The following is a 15,935-nucleotide window of genomic DNA, read 5'->3' as shown; positions in this document are numbered from 1 at the left end:
GCTTTTTCTCGTCCTGCCTCTGCCTCATCCTTAAGAATGAGACATTGATGTCTCATTCGGTGTATGGTCGTCTCATGTCAGTCGATCGCACCCAGGTGCTCCACAGTGCCGCCGCCCTGCTCTCCCGCAAGTCGACCGCCACCATGGACGAGGTCGCGCGGGCCGCCGGGATCGGCCGGGCCACGCTGCACCGGCACTTCGCCGGGCGCGATGCCCTGGTCAGGGCTCTGGAAGAGCTCGGGCTCCAGGAGCTGGAGGCGGCCGTCGATCAGGCCCGCCTCGACGACGGACCCGCCGACGAGGTCGTACGCCGGCTCGTCGCCGGGATGGAGCCGATGGCTCCGCTGCTGTCGTTCCTCGTGACCGAGAACCAGCTCTTCGAGGGCGACCAGCAGAACGACGGCTGGGCCCGCCTCGACGCCCGGGTCTCCGACCTCTTCCGGCGCGGCCAGGAGCAGGGCACCTTCCGGATCGATCTGACCCCCGCCTGGCTGACCGAGGCCCTCTACGGGCTCATCGGTTCCGGCGCCTGGGCCGTACAGGACGGCCGGGTCGCCGCCAAGGACTTTCAGTACATGATCGTCGAGCTGTTGCTCGGCGGAGCGCGCAGGAGCGTGGAGAAGTGAGCATCAGCACCATCAAGCACCCGGACCATATCGAGGGCGTGCGCCGCCCCGGCCGGTGGCTCGCCCTTTCCGTCCTCGTCCTGGCCGTCCTCCTCGTGGCGGTGGACGCCACGGTGCTCGGCCTCGCCACCCCCTTCCTCTCCGAGGACCTCAAGCCCTCCGGCACCCAGCTCCTCTGGATCGGCGACGTCTACTCGTTCGTCATCGCCGGACTCCTGGTCTCCATGGGCAGCCTCGGCGACCGCATCGGCCGCAAGAAGCTGCTGCTCATCGGCGCCACGGCCTTCGGTGCCGTCTCCGTCCTGAACGCCTACGCGACCAGCCCCGAGATGATGATCGTGGCCCGCGCGCTGCTCGGCGTCGCCGGTGCCACCCTGATGCCGTCCACCCTGGCGCTCATCCGGAACCTCTTCCACGACCCGCGCGAGCGCAGCCTCGCCATCGGCATCTGGGGCGCCATGGCCTCGGCCGGTGCCGCCGTCGGACCGGTCGTCGGCGGATTCCTCCTGGAGCACTTCTGGTGGGGCTCGGTCTTCCTCATCAACCTGCCCGTCATGGCCGTCCTCGTCCTCGTCGGCATCAAGATGATCCCCGAGTCGAAGAACCCGAACCCGGGCCCCTGGGACCTCCCCAGCGTCGGCCTCTCCCTCGTCGGTGTGGTCGCCGTCGTGTACGCGATCAAGGAACTGGCCTCCCACGGCCTCTCCCTCGACGCGGGCCTCGCCGCCCTCGCCGGTGCCGCCGCCCTGACCTGGTTCGTCCGCAGGCAGCTCACCCTGCCCGCGCCGCTCCTGGACATGCGCCTCTTCCGCAACCGCGGATTCTCCGGCGCCGTCCTCGCCGACCTGCTGACCATCCTGGGCCTCTCCGGCCTGGTGTTCTTCCTGTCCCAGTTCTTCCAGCTGGTCCAGGGCCGCCAGCCCCTGGAGGCCGGTCTCGCCGAGCTGCCCGCCGCCGTCGGCGCGGTCACGGCCGGTCTCGTCGCCGGTCTCGTCGCCCGACGGTTCTCCGTGCGGTCCGTCGTGGCGGGCGGTCTCGCGGCCGTCGGCCTCTCCCTCGCGGTCCTGACGACGCTCGACCAGTCGACCGCCTACCCGCTGCTCGGCGCGAGCCTGCTCGTCGTCGGCGTGGGTGCCGGCTTCGCGTTCACCGTCACCGCCGACGTGATCCTCTCCAGCGTCCCGAAGGACCAGGCGGGTTCCGCCTCCGCCGTCTCCGAGACCGCGTACGAACTCGGCGCCGCGCTCGGCATCGCCGTACTCGGCTCGATCGTGACCGGCGCCTACCGCGACTTCGCCACCCCGGCCGGTGTCCCCTCCGACATCGCCTCGGCGGCCCACGAGTCGCTCGGCGGCGCCGTGGAGGCCTCGGGCGCCCTCGCCCCGGACGCGGCGACGGCCCTGGTGTCGGCCGCCCAGCTCGCCTTCGTCGACGGACTGCGGATCGCGGCCGGCGTCGGCGCGGCGGTCCTCCTCGCGGCCTCGGTCGCGGCCTGGTTCCTGCTCAGGGGCCAGAAGCTGGAGGACGGCATCGAGCACTGACGCCGTCGGAACCGGACGCCGTCGGAACACGAAGGTGCCCCCGTACAGCCGGGCTGTACGGGGGCACCGTCATCTACGGACCGTCATCTGCGGACCGGCGTTACGCGGCCTTCGCCTTGGTGGCGTACATGTCCACGTACTCCTGCCCGGACAGCCGCATCACCTCGGCCATCACCGAGTCCGTCACCGCCCGCAGGACGTAGCGGTCGCGGTCCATCCCGTCGTACCGGGAGAACTCCATCGGCTCGCCGAAGCGGACCGTCACCTTGCCCGGTCGCGGCAGACCCGCCCCGCCCGGCTGGATCTTGTCGGTGCCGATCATCGCGAACGGCACCACCGGCGCGCCGGTCATCAGGGTGAGGCGCGCGATGCCCGTACGGCCCCGGTAGAGCCGGCCGTCGGGGGAGCGGGTGCCCTCCGGGTAGATCGAGAAGATCTTGCCCTCCTCCAGGATCCGCCGCCCGGTCATCAGCGCCGCGACACCGCCGCGACCGCCGTCCCGGTCCACGGGGATCATGCCGACGCTGGTGAAGAACCAGGCCATCGCCCGGCCCTTGATGCCCTTGCCCGTCACGTACTCGTCCTTGCCGATGAAGAAGACCTGACGGTCCAGGCAGATCGGCATGATCATCGAGTCGATGAAGGTCAGGTGGTTGCCCGCGAGGATGACGGGACCGGTCCCCGGGATGTTCTCGGCGCCCTCCACGCGGGGGCGGAACATCAGGCGCATGGCCGGCCCGAGCACTGCCTTGATGATCGCGAGACGGGACAACGGTTCCTCCGGGGGTGGCGCGGGGTGCGGGCCGGCTGACGGTGCAGCTGGCGACGATACTCGCGGGTCACCGCCGTACGCACATCGGGTTCACCGAGTGGATACGCAGTGTTGACGTGTGTTTCCGCCATGTTCGGCAGAGGTCTGCCGTCCGTAGGGCCGCTGTGCCTAGCGTCGGAGCTCCCCGTTGACAGGTGCGGGACATCACACGAAGAGGAGCCTTCATGACCCAGGGCGAGCACCGGACCCCGGCACGGCGGACCGTTCTCGGAGCGGCCGGAGCCGCGGCCGTACTGGGGGCCTCGACGGCCCTCCCCACGGGCACCGCCCACGCCGAAGAGGCCCGCGCCGACGGCCGGGGCCGCGGCCACGGCTACCGCTCCCTCCCCGTCCCCACCGTCATCGCTCACCGCGGCGCCAGCGGCTACCGCCCCGAGCACACCCTCGGCTCCTACCGGCACGCCCTCGACCTCGGCGCCCACGTCATCGAGCAGGACCTCGTCCCCACCCGGGACGGCCACCTCGTCTGCCGCCACGAGAACGACATCACCGGCACCACCGACGTCGCCGACCACCCCGAGTTCGCCTCCCGGAAGACCACCAAGAGCGTCGACGGCACCTCGCTCACCGGCTGGTTCACCGAGGACTTCACGCTCGCCGAGCTCAAGACCCTGCGGGCCAAGGAGCGCATTCCGGCCGTCCGCCAGGAGAACACCCTCTACGACGGCCGCTGGACGATCCCCACCTTCGAGGAGGTGCTGCGCTGGGCCGAGGAGGAGGGCCGCCGCCGGGGCCGCGACGTCTGGCTGCACGTCGAGACCAAGCACCCCACCTACTTCCGCTCCCTCGGCCTCGGCCTGGAGGAGCGGCTCGCCAAGCTCCTGCGCCGCTACGGACGCCACCGCGCGAACTCCCCGGTCTTCCTCCAGTCCTTCGAACCCAGCAGCATCCAGCGCCTGGCGAAGCTGGTCGACTCCCCGGGAGTGGTCCTGCTCTCCGGCGCGACCAGCCGCCCCTGGGACTTCGTCGAGGCGGGCGACCCGCGCACCGTCGCCGACCTGGTGACGCCCGAGGGCCTGCGCTGGATCGCCTCGTACGCACAGGGCATCGGCCCCACGCTCGACCTGGTCATCCCGAAGGACGCGACCGGACGGCTCGGCACCCCGACCACCCTCGTCCGCGACGCGCACGCCGAGGGCCTCGTCCTCCACCCGTACACCCACCGCAACGAGAACAGCTTCCTGCCCGCCGACTTCCGCCGGGGCACGGACCCGACGGCCTACGGCGACGCCTTCGGGGCCCTGAAGCGGTACCTGGAGACGGGGATCGACGGCATCTTCTCCGACAACCCCGACACCGCGCTGCTCGCCGCTGCGGACTTCACGGCCGCCGCCCGCGACTGACCGAGGGACCCGGGAGGAGGCCGCGCGGCCCGAAGCCGCACGACCTCCTCCCGGGTGGTTTACGCCCCGCACCGCAACCGCGCCCGCACGCCCGGACATCGTGCCGGTCATGACCACCCCCGAGACCACGACGCACGCGGCCCCCGCCCGGGCCGCCGTCCGCACCCCCGCCTCCGTCCCCACCCCGGCTTCCGCACCTGCGGACCCCACCCCCGCCTCCACCTCCGCTTCCGACTCGCCCGCGGACCCCGGCCTCCTCGCCGCCCTCGCCCCGCTGCTCGCCGCCGAGTCGGACGCCGAGGCCCCGGCCGCCGGCGTCGACCCCGGCGACCTCGAACAGGCCGTCTGGCTCCGTCTCCTGGAGCGCCTCCAGGAGACGGGCGCCCCCGAGCGCCCCGCCGACTGGCTGCGCCGCGCCGTCCGTGCCGAGGCCCGCCGCGCCCGCCGGACCACCGACCGGGAGCGCCCCTACGAGGACGAGCCCGCCCCGCCGCCGGACACCGAAGGCCCGCACGGCTCCCCGGAGGCCTCCCTCCTCGTCGCCGAACGGCACCGCACCCTGCGCGCCGCGGTCACGCGGACACCCGGCCGCTGCCCGCGCCTGCTCACCGCGATGCTCGATCCGGAGGACCCGACCTACCGGGAAATCGCAGGAGAGTTGGGTATCTCACAGGGCAGTCTGGGGCCGATGCGTTCCCGTTGCCTGGGATGCCTGCGCAGAATGCTGGCTGCAGAGGTTCCCGCCCCCGGCCGACGGGGAAGGGTGCGATAAACCGACGGCGAACCACATGAGCGGGAGGCGTGCACACATGGGCCTGAGCGTGACCATCTCAGCAGCGGACGCGCAGGACGCGGAGCACATCCTGAAGCTGCAGTACCTCTGCTACCAGAGCGAGGCGGAGCTGTACGGAGACTGGTCCATCGAACCGCTCACCCAGTCGCTCGACGCCCTGCGCGCAGAACTGGACGAGGGGTACGGCCTGGTGGCCCGGCTCGGCGACGAGGTCGTCGCCTCGGTGCGGGCCCGCCTCGACGAGGACGGCACGGTGCGGATCGCCAAGCTGATCGTCCACCCGCGCATGCAGCGCCACGGCCTCGGCGGCCGCCTCCTCGACGGCATCGAGCGCCACTTCGGCGCCGACGCCGCACCGGCGGAGCCCTCCGCCAAGCGCTTCCAGCTCTTCACCGGCCATCGCAGCGAGGGCAATCTGCGGCTCTACCGCAGCAAGGGGTACGCGCAGGTGGCGGCCCGTGAACTGGGCCCGAAGCTCACCCTGGTGACCCTGGAGAAGGCCGCCGCCTGACACAGGCGGCAGCCTTCGGGTGTAGACGCAGGCTCAGACGGCAGTCGCAGTCGCGGTACGCGACCGGCGGAGCCACCAGATTCCGGTCAGCGGCAGCAGGACCGGAATGAAGAGGTAGCCGTAGCCGTAGTCCGACCAGACCGTCGCGTCGGGGAAGGCGGACGGCTCCACCAGCGTCCACGTCCCCACGATCAGGACGCCCGCGAGCTCGGCGGCGCAGCAGACCAGCGCCGCCCTGCGGGCCGTCTCCCCACCCCGTACCAGCGTGTAGGTGATGAAGGCGTAGACCACGGCCGCCACCGCCGACAGACCGTACGCGAGCGGCGCCCGGTCGAACTCGGTCGCGATCTGGTAGATCGAGCGGGAGACCGCGCCGACCGACATGACGCCGTACAGCCAGACGAGCAGGATGCCGGGGCCAGAGACGAGACGGTTCCTCGCGCCCCGCGCGGTCTTCTCCTGTGTCTCGGTCATGGTCAGCCCACCGTCCAGATGTCGTAGAGACGCACTTCGAGTACGGCGAGGACGACCGCACCGGCGGCCACCGTCGCCGAGCCCCACCGGCTGCGCTCCGCGAGCGACATGAACCCGGCGATCGGCACCGCGCACAGGGCGCCCAGCAGATAGGCGACGAAGATCGTCGTGCCCTCCTCGGCCTTGTCGCCGCGCACGAGCTGCACGATGCCGACGATCAGCTGGGCCAGGACCAGGAAGGTCACCACGGCCATGCCGATGAAGTGCCAGTCCTTGGTCGGCTGGTCCCGGAAGGCGGCGAAGCCGCACCAGGCGGCGAGGGCGAGCGCGGCCACGGAGACCGTGACCGTCAGGGCGTCGAGCATGCGCCCGAGGGTATTACGGTCCGAAAGGCCCGATGCGCTCGCCCCCCGTGCGCGCCCGCCCCCACCTCTTCGCACGGACCGTGGCCTTGGCCACACCGCCGTCCGCTCCCACCCCGCCGGACGCCGCCGCCGACACCCGCCGGCCGGGCCCGTCCCCGCAGGCCACACACGGAAGGAAGAGGACCGCGCGGGCCCCGCCGAGTGTCCGTATGGCATCTCAGGGGCGTCCGCTATGCGGACACCCCCCTTTCGTTCGCGACTGCGCATGCTTTACTTGCAGACATGACCACGACGAGCAGCCGCACCCTTGCGACCGAGGCGATCACGACGCCCGGTGCTCGTTGTATGTGTCGAATGTGCGCCTTCTGAGGGCCCCCGCCAGAGTCTCGCGCCCCGAAGCGAGACCCGACGGCCAGCCGATCCTCCCGCCCACCGGCGGTGGACCGTGCCTGCCCCGCGCACACGCTGCCTCCGGCCGTTCGCCGGACCGGCCTCCGTGCGCCTGACTGTCCGAACGACGTATGCCCCGTGCCCGGCGGACCCCGCGCCGCGCACTCGACAGTGACGGAAACCCTGTGATCACCACTTCGGGCCTGACCAAGGTCTACGAGTCGCGCGGCCGCCAGGTCACCGCTCTGGACGGCGTCGACCTGCACGTCCGTGAGGGCGAGGTCTTCGGCGTGATCGGCCAGAGCGGCGCCGGCAAGTCCTCGCTCATCCGCTGCGTCAACCTCCTGGAGCGCCCCACCTCCGGCACCGTGACCGTCGACGGAGTCGACCTCACCGCCCTCGCCGGAAAGAGCCGCCGCGCCGGGAAGGACCTGCGCCGGGCGCGCAGCAGCATCGGCATGGTCTTCCAGCACTTCAACCTGCTGTCCTCCCGCACGGTCAAGGACAACATCGAGCTCCCCCTGGAGATCCTCGGCGTCTCCGGCGCCGAACGCTCCCGCCGTGCCCTCGAACTCCTCGACCTCGTCGGCCTCGCCGACAAGGCCAAGTCCTACCCGGGCCAGCTCTCGGGCGGCCAGAAGCAGCGCGTCGGCATCGCCCGCGCCCTCGCCGGCAAGCCCAAGGTCCTCCTCTCCGACGAGGCCACCAGCGCCCTCGACCCGGAGACCACCCGCTCCATCCTCCAACTCCTGCGCGACCTCAACCAGCAGCTCGGCCTCACCGTCCTGCTCATCACGCACGAGATGGACGTCGTCAAGACGATCTGCGACTCCGCCGCCCTGATGCAGCACGGCCGCGTCATCGAATCCGGCACCGTCACCGGACTGCTCGCCACCCCCGGCTCCCAGCTGGCGGCCGAGCTCTTCCCGGTCAGCGGCGCCCCCACCGGCCCCGACCGCACGGTCGTCGACGTCACCTTCCACGGCGAGTCCGCGACCCAGCCGGTCATCTCCCAGCTCTCCCGCACCTACAACATCGACATCTCGATCCTCGGGGCGGCGATGGACACCGTGAGCGGGAAGCAGATCGGCCGGATGCGGATCGAGCTCCCCGGACGGTACGAGGACAACGTCGTCCCGGTCGGCTTCCTGCGCGAGCAGGGCCTCCAGGTCGAACGCGTCGACCTCGATGAAGCCGACGCAGCCGCCGCGGCGGACGCCGCGCCGGCCGACACCGTGCCCGTACTGGCCAAGGAAGGTGCCAAGTGACCTGGTCCGAGATGCAGCCCCTGCTGGTGCAGGGCACCGTCGACACGCTCTACATGGTCCTCTGGGCCACCGTCGTCACCGTGCTCGGCGGCCTGCCGCTCGGCATCCTCCTCGTCCTCACGGACAAGGGCGGACTGCTGCAGAACCGGCCGGTGAACAAGGTCGTCGGTGCGATCGTGAACATCGGGCGTTCGCTGCCCTTCATCATCCTGCTGATCGCGCTGATCCCCTTCACCACCTTCGTCGTCGGCACCTTCATCGGTCCCACCGCGATGATCGTGCCGCTCGCCATCGGCGCCATCCCCTTCTTCGCGCGACTCGTCGAGACGGCGATCCGCGAGGTCGACCACGGGCTCGTCGAGGCCGTCCAGGCCATGGGCGGCGGCATCCCCACCATCGTCCGCAAGGTGCTGCTCCCGCAGTCCCTGCCCTCGCTCGTCTCGGGCGTCACCACCACGGTGATCGTGCTCATCGGCTACTCGGCGATGGCCGGCGCGGTCGGCGGCGAGGGCCTCGGCTCCAAGGCCGTCACCTACGGATACCAGCGCTTCGACACCACGTTCATGCTCGTCACCGTCGTCGTCCTGGTCCTCATCGTGACCGTCATCCAGCTCATCGGCGACGGAGCCGTCCGGCTCCTCGCCCGCCGGGGCCGCACGGCCTGAGCCGTACGCCCCACCCCCAAGGCTTCGTTTCTTCGAAGAACAGCCCGGACTTGTTGTCCAGGCGTCCACCGCACCACCGGAAAGAGGCACTCTTCGTGCGTAAGAACATCAAGCTCACCGCCGGTATCGCCGCCACCGCCGCCCTCGCCCTCGGCCTCACCGCCTGCGGCACCTCCTCGGACCCGTCCTCCACCAAGGACTCGGCCGGCTCCGGCGACACCTCCAAGCCGCTCGTCGTCGCCGCGTCCCCGACGCCGCACGCCGACATCCTCAACTACGTCAAGGACAACCTGGCCGAGAAGGCCGGCCTGAAGCTGGAGGTGAAGGAGTTCACGGACTACGTCCTGCCGAACACCGCTACCCAGTCCGGCCAGGTCGACGCCAACTTCTTCCAGCACAAGCCGTACCTCGACGACTTCAACCAGAAGAACAAGACCACCATCGTCCCCGTGGTCAACGTCCACCTGGAGCCGCTGGGCCTCTACTCCAAGAGCCTCAAGTCGGTGAAGGACATCAAGCCGGGCCAGACCATCGCGGTCCCCAACGACACCACCAACGGCGGCCGCGCGCTCCAGCTGCTCGCCGAGAACGGCCTGATCACCGTCAAGCCGGGCGTCGGAACCAACGCCAAGATCTCCGACATCACCGACAAGAAGGGCCTGGAGTTCAAGGAGCTGGAGGCCGCCACCGTGCCCCGCGCCCTGAACGACGTCGACGCCGCCGTCATCAACGGCAACTACGCCATCGAGGCCAAGCTCTCCCCGGCGAAGGACGCCCTCGTCCTGGAGAAGGCCGAAGGCAACCCGTACGCCAACTTCCTCGCCGTCAAGGAGGGCAACGAGAAGGACGCCCGCGTGCAGAAGCTCGCCAAGCTCCTCAACTCGCCCGAGGTGAAGAAGTACATCGAGGACACCTACAAGGGCTCGGTCATCCCGGCCTTCGGCGCCGTCGCCAAGTAGGGCCCGGTATCCGAGGAACCGTCAGACCGGTTCCCCCGTACAGTCCTTGTGCCGAAGGCCCCCGCATCCCGTCCGATGCGCGGGGCCTTCGTCGCGTTCCCCCGCACACCCCACCCGGCCATGCGCACCGACGGCCGCATGCTGCATGCTGTGCGTTCACGGTCGATTCGGACGGTCCACGGCATGGAGCTGAGCATGACTACCACCTTTCCGGACATCTCCATCAACACGGACCGGTTGGTGCTGCGCGCGCTCGAAGAGGCCGACGCCCCGGCCCTGGCCGAGATGATGAACGACGAGATGGTCGGCGCCTGGACGGCCGTCCCCCAGCCGTACACCGAGGACGCCGCCCGCCGCTGGATCACCGAGTACGCCCCCACCGAACGCGCCGCCGGCCGCGGACTCGACCTCGCCGTCACCGAGTTCCTCACCCAGCGACTCGTGGGCATCGTCCAACTGGGCAACACCAACTGGCGTGTCCGCTCCACCGAGCTCTCCTACATCATCGCCCCCTGGGCCCGCGGCGAGGGATACGCCTCCGAAGCCGCCCTCGCCACCGCCCAGTGGCTCTTCGGCGACCAGAAGTTCGAACGCCTCGAACTGCGCACCGCGGCGGACAACACCGCCTCCCAGCAGGTCGCCCAGAAGATCGGCTGCATCAGCGAAGGCGTCCTCCGCAACGCCTGCATAGCCCGCACCCGCACCGAGGACGGCAGCTGGACCGAGCTGCGCACCGACTTCATCCTCTGGGGCCTCCTCCCCGAGGACCTCGACGGCCTCGCCGACCAGATGGCCGAAGCCGGATACTCCTCGTACACCGACTGGAGCTGAGCCCCGGAGGCCGACCCGGGGTACGCTCGGCACGCCCCCGACCTGCGACAACACCACAGGAGACAGACGACGATGGCCGACCGGGTCACGGTGATCGGCTGGGACGGCTCGCCCCTCACCTCGGCGGCCCGGTCCGCGCTGTCCGCCGCCACCCTCGTGGCCGGCGCCGCCCACCACCTGGCGCTGCCCGAGGTGCCCCCCGCCGCCGAACGCATCCGCCTCGGCAGCGTCGACCTCGCCGCCCGCCGCATCGCGGGCCACCGCGGCACCGCCGTCGTCCTCGCCGACGGCGACCCGGGCTTCTTCGGCGTCGTCCGCATCCTGCGCGCCCCCGAGCACGGCCTCGAAGTCGAGGTCGTCCCCGCCGTCTCCTCCGTCGCCGCCGCCTTCGCCCGCGCCGGAATGCCCTGGGAGGACGCCCGGATCGTCGTCGCCCACCAGCGCACCCTGCGCCGCGCCGTGAACGTCTGCCGCGCCCACCCCAAGGTCGCCGTCCTCACCTCGCCGGGCGCGGGACCGGCCGAACTCGCCCTCCTCCTCGACGGGGTCCACCGCACCTTCGTCGTCTGCGAGGAGCTCGGCACCGACCGCGAACAGGTCTCCGTCCTCACCTCCGACAGGGCCGCCGACCACGCCTGGCGCGACCCCAACGTCGTCCTCGTCATCGGGGGAGTGGGCGCAGGGGGCACCGGCACCCCGACCGTCCCCTGGCTGATGGGCCAGGACCCGGCCGTGCGGTCGGTACGCGGCTGGGGCCTGCCGGCCGAGGAATACGCCCCCGAGGGGTACGGCCCCCGGGGGTACGCCCCAGGCGCCCCCGATACGACCCCGCCGACCCGGCCCGGAGCCGGCGAGGACCCGGCCCTGCGCGCCGCCCAGCTGGCCCGCCTCGGCCCCCGCGTCGGCGACCTCGTCTGGGACATCGGCTGCGCGGGCGGCGCCTTCGCCGTCGAGGCCGCCCGCTTCGGCGCCGCCGTCATCGCGGTGGACACCGACCCGGCCGCCTGTGCCCGCACCGAGGCGGCCGCCCGCCGCCACGGCGTACCGCTCCAGACCGTCCCGGGCCGCGCCCCGCACGTCCTGGAGAACCTGCCCGAACCCGATGTCGTCCGCATCGCGGCCGGCGGCGTCCCCGTCGTCACCGCCTGCACCGACCGGCGCCCCGAGCGCATCGTCGCCCACGCCTCCACCCGCGACGAGGCCGAGGCCATCGGCACCGCGCTCGCCGACGGCGGTTACGCCGTCGAGAGCGTCCTCCTCCAGACCGTCGGACTCGACCCGGCCGACTGGTCGGAGCGCGAGCGTTCGGTGGTCTTCCTGCTGGCCGGACGCAGGAGCGACGGCGCCCCGTGACCCTGCCGCTCCACTGAGCCAGGTAGGCTGGCCGATTGTTGTACCGCACCAAGGCGTTCGGCATTTCGCTCGTGATGTCTCGAATCGGCGGCCCTTTCGGCCCGCCGATGTGGTACGCAGCAAAGGGGGGACCGCGCGACGTGGCGCAGTCCACAGAACGCCGTGGCGGATCTGCCTGCCACGACGGCCGAGGGCCGCGACAATGAGTGGGTGTCCGCGCGTCCTTCGTGCCGCGCGGCGCGCGCGCTCGTTGTTCACGACGGGCGCAGGTCTGAAGGAAGTACAAGCGATGGGCGAGGGGTACGCATGACGGACACCGGCCAGGTCTCGGGCGAGGGACTGCCGGAGAACGCAGGCATGGTCGAGCAGCCGGGCATCCCCGCACCGGGCGCGTACACCTTCCTGGACCCCTCCGAGCACGCAGCCGAGGACGACGAGATCCTCCTCATGCCGGGCGCCCAGGGCGCCTGGAGCGAGCACCCGCCGGGCGTCGCGCCCGCGCCGCCGGTCGCCGTACCGGCGCCGCAGGTGCCCCCCGTCGTCCCGCACCAGGGCATGCAGCCCGTGCCCGTCGCTCCGCAGGCGGCCCCGATGGGCGACCCGCTCACCGACCCGCTCCCGGAGCCCTTCGTCCTCGCGGACGTCCTGACCGCCCCCCAGGGCCAGACCCCGCAGCAGGCCCAGCCCGTCGGCACTCCGGCGCACGGGACGCCGATGCACGGCACTCCGGCGCACGGCACTCCGGCGCACGGCACCCCGGCACACGGCACTCCCGCCCAGGGCACCCCGGCGCAGGGCACTCCCGTCCAGGGCACCCCGGCGCACGGCGTCCCCGTCGCCGCGCAGGAGCCCGTCCTCGCCGACCACGGCTACGAGCCCGGCATCCTCGACACCGGCGCCCACGAGGCCGCGGGCCGCGACACCGGTTCGGTCGACCTCGGCGGCGTCCGCGTACCGCAGCCCGCCGGCGCTCCGACCCCGCCGCCCGCCCGGCGCCCGCTGCACATGGGCCCGCCCGTGCCCGACGCCACCGGTGGCGTCGTGCTCTCGCTCGCCGACCGCGGCCCGGCCGCCGCGCCCGCCCCGGCCCCGCAGCCCACGCCGGTCGTGGCCACCGGACCCGCGCCGATGCCCGTACGCAACCCGGGACCGCCGACGACGGGCCCCGAGTACTTCGACATCCCGCAGGACCAGCAGCTCGCGCCGCAGGGCGCCGAGCCGTGGGCCGCGCAGCCGCAGGAGGCCCTGGCACCCCAGCCGGTCCTCCCCGCAGAAACGGTCGTCCCGCCGACGGGACAGTTCGTCCAGGTCGAGGGTTCCGTCCCGACGGCCCCGCACCTCGCCCCGACCCCGGTCGCCGAGACCGAGGAACCGGCCGAGGCCCCGGTGGCCGTCGCTCCCGAGCTGCCCGAGGAGCCGACCGGGCCCGCGGCCCCGGAGCTCGCCGAGGCCGAGCCCCAGGCCACCGTGCCCGCGCCGCGCGAGGCCGAGCCCGCCGCCGAGGTCCCCGTCCCCGTCCCCACGCCCGAGGCCGAGCAGGCGCCGGAGCCCGAGGTGGACGCCCTGCCGGAGCCCGTCGCCGAGGCGCCGGCGGAGCAGGTCCTCGTCGAGGCCGCCCCTGTCGAGGAGATCCTCGTCGTGGCGGAGGCCACCCCCGAGCCCCTGCCCGAGCAGGCCCCCGAGCCGGAGGCGGTGGCGGAAGCCCCGGCCGAGGCCGTGACGCCCGAACAGCCGCAGCAGCCCGCCCCGACCGAGCCCGCGGACGCGCCGGCGGCGCAGCCCGAGGCCGTCACCGAGGTGGAGGCGCCGATCGAGGCCGCCGTGGCCCCGGAGACCGAGCTCGTGGCGACGCCCGAGGCCGAAGGCTTCGTGGACGCCACGGAGCTGGTGGAAGCCGACGAGCTCACCGACGCAGAGCAGCCCACGGCCGCCGACGCCGAACAGCTCAAGGCCGCCGAAGAGCTCACCGTCACCGACGAACTCACCGAGGCCGAAGAGCAGCCGGCCCAGGCCCCCGAGGCCCAGGCGCTCGACGTGGCAACCGCCGACGTCACAGCCCCCGACGCCCAGCTCGCCGACGCCCCGGCCTCCGACGTCGCACCCTCCGACATCCCGGCCTCCGAGGCCCAGCCGTCCGAGGTCAACCCCTCCCACTCCACCGACGCGCCGGCCCCCGGCTACGCGGACGCCGAGCGCGAGGCCGTCCTCCGCGTGATGCGGGAGCGCCGCGACATCCGCAACGGCTTCCGCTCCGACCCGATCCCGCACGAGGTGCTGCTCCGCGTCCTGGAGGCCGCCCACACGGCCCCCAGCGTCGGCCACTCGCAGCCCTGGGACTTCGTGGTCATCCGTTCCGCCGAGACCCGGCAGACGATGCACGAGCTGGCCCAGCGGCAGCGCGACGCCTACGCCAAGTCGCTGCCGAAGGCCCGGGCGAAGCAGTTCAAGGAACTGAAGATCGAGGCCATCCTCGACACCCCGGTCAACATCGTCGTGACCGCCGACCCGACCCGGGGCGGCCGCCACACCCTGGGCCGCTACACGCAGCCGCAGATGGCCCCGTACTCCTCCGCGCTGGCCGTCGAGAACCTCTGGCTCGCCGCCCGCGCCGAGGGCCTCGGCGTCGGCTGGGTCAGCTTCTTCGACGAGCGCGAGATGGTCCGTACGCTCGGCCTGCCCGAGCACCTCGAAGTCGTCGCGTACCTCTGCGTGGGATACGTCGACGAGTTCCCGGAGGAGCCCGAGCTGATGCAGGCGGGCTGGTCCAAGCGCCGCCCGCTGGCCTGGGTCGTCCACGAGGAGACGTACGGCCGCCGCGCCCTGCCCGGCGAGGAGCCGCACGACCTGCTCCAGGAGACCGTGGCCAACATCCGCCCGCTGGACGCCAAGGCGCTCGGCGAGGCGTGGGAGCGCCAGAAGCGCATGACCAAGCCCGCAGGGGCCCTGGGCATGCTGGAGATCATCTCGGCGCAGCTCTCCGGCCTCTCCCGCATCTGCCCTCCTCCGATCCCGGAGCCGGCGGCGGTCGCGATCTTCGCGGGCGACCACGGTGTCCACGCCCAGGGCGTCACGCCCTGGCCGCAGGAGGTCACGGGCCAGATGGTGGCCAACTTCCTCGGCGGGGGAGCGGTCTGCAACGCGTTCGCCAACCAGGTCGGCGCCGAGGTCTGCGTGATCGACGTGGGCGTGGCCTCCGAACTCCCGGCGACCCCCGGCCTCCTTCCCCGCAAGGTCCGCCCGGGCACGGGCGACTTCACCACGGGCCTCGCGATGACCCGCGAAGAAGTCCTGGCCGCGATCGAGGTGGGCATCGAGACGGCCCGCGACCTGGTCGCCGCCGGCAACAAGGCAATCCTCACCGGCGAGATGGGCATCGCGAACACCACCGCGTCCGCCGCGCTCATCTCGGTCTACACCGGGGTCGACGCCGCCGAGGTCACCGGTCGCGGCACCGGCATCAACGACGAGACGCACGCCCGCAAGGTGGACGTGGTCCGCCGCGCCCTCGACCTGCACAAGCCGGACCCGGCGGACCCGATCGGCGTCCTGTCGGCGATCGGCGGCCTGGAGCACGCGGCCCTCGTCGGCCTGATCCTGGGCGCGGCCTCGCTCCGTACCCCGGTCATCCTCGACGGCGTCTCCACCGGAGCGGCGGCCCTCGTGGCCCGCGCGATCGCCCCGGAGTCGCTGGCGGCCTGCATCGCCGGTCACCGCAGCGCGGAGCCGGGCCACGTGGCGGCCCTGAACAAGCTGGGCCTGCGCCCCCTGGTCGACCTGGACCTCCGCCTCGGCGAAGGCACGGGAGCCCTGCTCGCCCTGCCCCTGGTCCAGAGCGCGGCCCGTGCGATGCACGAGGTGGCCACGTTCGACTCGGCGGGCGTCACCGAGAAGTAGCACCACCGGCGCGTCCCCCACCCACGCACGGGAGTGGGGGACGCGCAGGGGCCGTGTGTTCGGGACGTAGAGCGTGTTTTGTGGCGCATC

Annotated in this window: 14 protein-coding genes; 11 read left to right on the top strand and 3 right to left on the bottom strand. The window is 72.4% G+C overall.

Going from position 1 to position 15,935, the window contains the following annotated elements:
- Positions 1–74: 74 nt before the first annotated feature.
- Together ACZ6K0_RS24785 and ACZ6K0_RS24780 are read left to right on the top strand one after the other, a co-directional pair.
- The gene (locus ACZ6K0_RS24785) at positions 75–626 is read left to right on the top strand and encodes a TetR/AcrR family transcriptional regulator (RefSeq protein ID WP_376411343.1); all 552 of its coding nucleotides are present in this window, start codon (positions 75–77) and stop codon (positions 624–626) included.
- A complete protein-coding gene (locus tag ACZ6K0_RS24780) occupies positions 623–2,167 on the top strand; it encodes an MFS transporter (RefSeq protein ID WP_376411340.1) in 1,545 nt (514 codons plus the stop codon). Before ACZ6K0_RS24785 ends, ACZ6K0_RS24780 begins: the two co-directional genes overlap by 4 nt.
- A 100-nt stretch (positions 2,168–2,267) precedes the next feature.
- Here the strand turns inward: ACZ6K0_RS24780 and ACZ6K0_RS24775 are convergent, their stop codons facing one another.
- Positions 2,268–2,939: a lysophospholipid acyltransferase family protein gene (locus ACZ6K0_RS24775; protein ID WP_376411338.1), complete on the bottom strand. Its 672-nt coding sequence runs from the start codon at positions 2,937–2,939 to the stop codon at positions 2,268–2,270.
- A 224-nt stretch (positions 2,940–3,163) separates the two neighbouring features.
- On the opposite strand from ACZ6K0_RS24775, the gene ACZ6K0_RS24770 reads away from it, so the two are divergent.
- The 3 genes from ACZ6K0_RS24770 (at position 3,164) to ACZ6K0_RS24760 (ending at position 5,646) form a co-directional block, all read left to right on the top strand.
- Positions 3,164–4,342, top strand: a complete 1,179-nt coding sequence (locus tag ACZ6K0_RS24770) for a glycerophosphodiester phosphodiesterase (RefSeq protein WP_376411335.1) — start codon at positions 3,164–3,166, stop codon at positions 4,340–4,342.
- Between the two features lie 109 nt (positions 4,343–4,451).
- Positions 4,452–5,114 (top strand): sigma-70 family RNA polymerase sigma factor, encoded by a 663-nt coding sequence (locus tag ACZ6K0_RS24765; RefSeq protein ID WP_469234641.1) that lies wholly within the window; start codon positions 4,452–4,454, stop codon positions 5,112–5,114.
- Between the two features lie 37 nt (positions 5,115–5,151).
- Positions 5,152–5,646: a GNAT family N-acetyltransferase gene (locus ACZ6K0_RS24760; protein ID WP_376411332.1), complete on the top strand. Its 495-nt coding sequence runs from the start codon at positions 5,152–5,154 to the stop codon at positions 5,644–5,646.
- A 33-nt stretch (positions 5,647–5,679) separates the two neighbouring features.
- On the opposite strand, the gene ACZ6K0_RS24755 is transcribed toward ACZ6K0_RS24760, so the two are convergent.
- Entirely contained in the window at positions 5,680–6,120 is a 441-nt protein-coding gene (locus tag ACZ6K0_RS24755) for a hypothetical protein (protein ID WP_376411329.1), read from the bottom strand.
- Positions 6,121–6,122: 2 nt separating this feature from the next.
- Positions 6,123–6,485 carry a hypothetical protein gene (locus ACZ6K0_RS24750; RefSeq protein WP_376411327.1) on the bottom strand — a complete coding sequence of 121 codons (363 nt, stop codon included), beginning with the start codon at positions 6,483–6,485 and terminating at the stop codon, positions 6,123–6,125.
- Between the two features lie 575 nt (positions 6,486–7,060).
- On the opposite strand from ACZ6K0_RS24750, the gene ACZ6K0_RS24745 reads away from it, so the two are divergent.
- From ACZ6K0_RS24745 to cobT, 6 genes are all read left to right on the top strand, one after another.
- The gene (locus ACZ6K0_RS24745) at positions 7,061–8,143 is read left to right on the top strand and encodes a methionine ABC transporter ATP-binding protein (RefSeq protein ID WP_376411323.1); all 1,083 of its coding nucleotides are present in this window, start codon (positions 7,061–7,063) and stop codon (positions 8,141–8,143) included.
- Positions 8,140–8,808 (top strand): methionine ABC transporter permease, encoded by a 669-nt coding sequence (locus ACZ6K0_RS24740; RefSeq protein ID WP_376411320.1) that lies wholly within the window; start codon positions 8,140–8,142, stop codon positions 8,806–8,808. The genes ACZ6K0_RS24745 and ACZ6K0_RS24740 overlap by 4 nt, the downstream gene beginning before the upstream one ends.
- Positions 8,809–8,903: 95 nt before the next feature.
- Positions 8,904–9,767 (top strand): MetQ/NlpA family ABC transporter substrate-binding protein, encoded by an 864-nt coding sequence (locus ACZ6K0_RS24735; protein WP_376411317.1) that lies wholly within the window; start codon positions 8,904–8,906, stop codon positions 9,765–9,767.
- A 195-nt stretch (positions 9,768–9,962) separates the two neighbouring features.
- A complete protein-coding gene (locus ACZ6K0_RS24730; RefSeq protein WP_376411314.1) occupies positions 9,963–10,598 on the top strand; it encodes a GNAT family N-acetyltransferase in 636 nt (211 codons plus the stop codon).
- Between the two features lie 72 nt (positions 10,599–10,670).
- Positions 10,671–11,951, top strand: a complete 1,281-nt coding sequence (cbiE, locus tag ACZ6K0_RS24725) for a precorrin-6y C5,15-methyltransferase (decarboxylating) subunit CbiE (protein ID WP_469234645.1) — start codon at positions 10,671–10,673, stop codon at positions 11,949–11,951.
- A 306-nt stretch (positions 11,952–12,257) separates the two neighbouring features.
- Complete coding sequence (gene cobT / locus ACZ6K0_RS24720; RefSeq protein ID WP_469234647.1) at positions 12,258–15,845, top strand: nicotinate-nucleotide--dimethylbenzimidazole phosphoribosyltransferase; 3,588 nt, start codon at positions 12,258–12,260, stop codon at positions 15,843–15,845.
- The last annotated feature ends 90 nt before the right edge of the window (positions 15,846–15,935 follow it).

It is taken from the genome of Streptomyces sp. NPDC042346, from assembly GCF_055581845.1.
This window is presented reverse-complemented; position numbering and strand designations above follow the sequence as displayed.

Bases quoted from the DNA above. Each gene is read 5' to 3' on its own strand.
- ACZ6K0_RS24785 (WP_376411343.1), top strand. From the start codon at position 75: ATGTCAGTCGATCGCACCCAGGTGCTCCACAGTGCCGCCGCCCTGCTC.
- ACZ6K0_RS24770 (WP_376411335.1), top strand. From the start codon at position 3,164: ATGACCCAGGGCGAGCACCGGACCCCGGCACGGCGGACCGTTCTCGGA.
- ACZ6K0_RS24765 (WP_469234641.1), top strand. From the start codon at position 4,452: ATGACCACCCCCGAGACCACGACGCACGCGGCCCCCGCCCGGGCCGCC.
- ACZ6K0_RS24760 (WP_376411332.1), top strand. From the start codon at position 5,152: ATGGGCCTGAGCGTGACCATCTCAGCAGCGGACGCGCAGGACGCGGAG.
- ACZ6K0_RS24755 (WP_376411329.1), bottom strand. From the start codon at position 6,120: ATGACCGAGACACAGGAGAAGACCGCGCGGGGCGCGAGGAACCGTCTC.
- ACZ6K0_RS24750 (WP_376411327.1), bottom strand. From the start codon at position 6,485: ATGCTCGACGCCCTGACGGTCACGGTCTCCGTGGCCGCGCTCGCCCTC.
- ACZ6K0_RS24730 (WP_376411314.1), top strand. From the start codon at position 9,963: ATGACTACCACCTTTCCGGACATCTCCATCAACACGGACCGGTTGGTG.
- cbiE (WP_469234645.1), top strand. From the start codon at position 10,671: ATGGCCGACCGGGTCACGGTGATCGGCTGGGACGGCTCGCCCCTCACC.
- cobT (WP_469234647.1), top strand. From the start codon at position 12,258: ATGACGGACACCGGCCAGGTCTCGGGCGAGGGACTGCCGGAGAACGCA.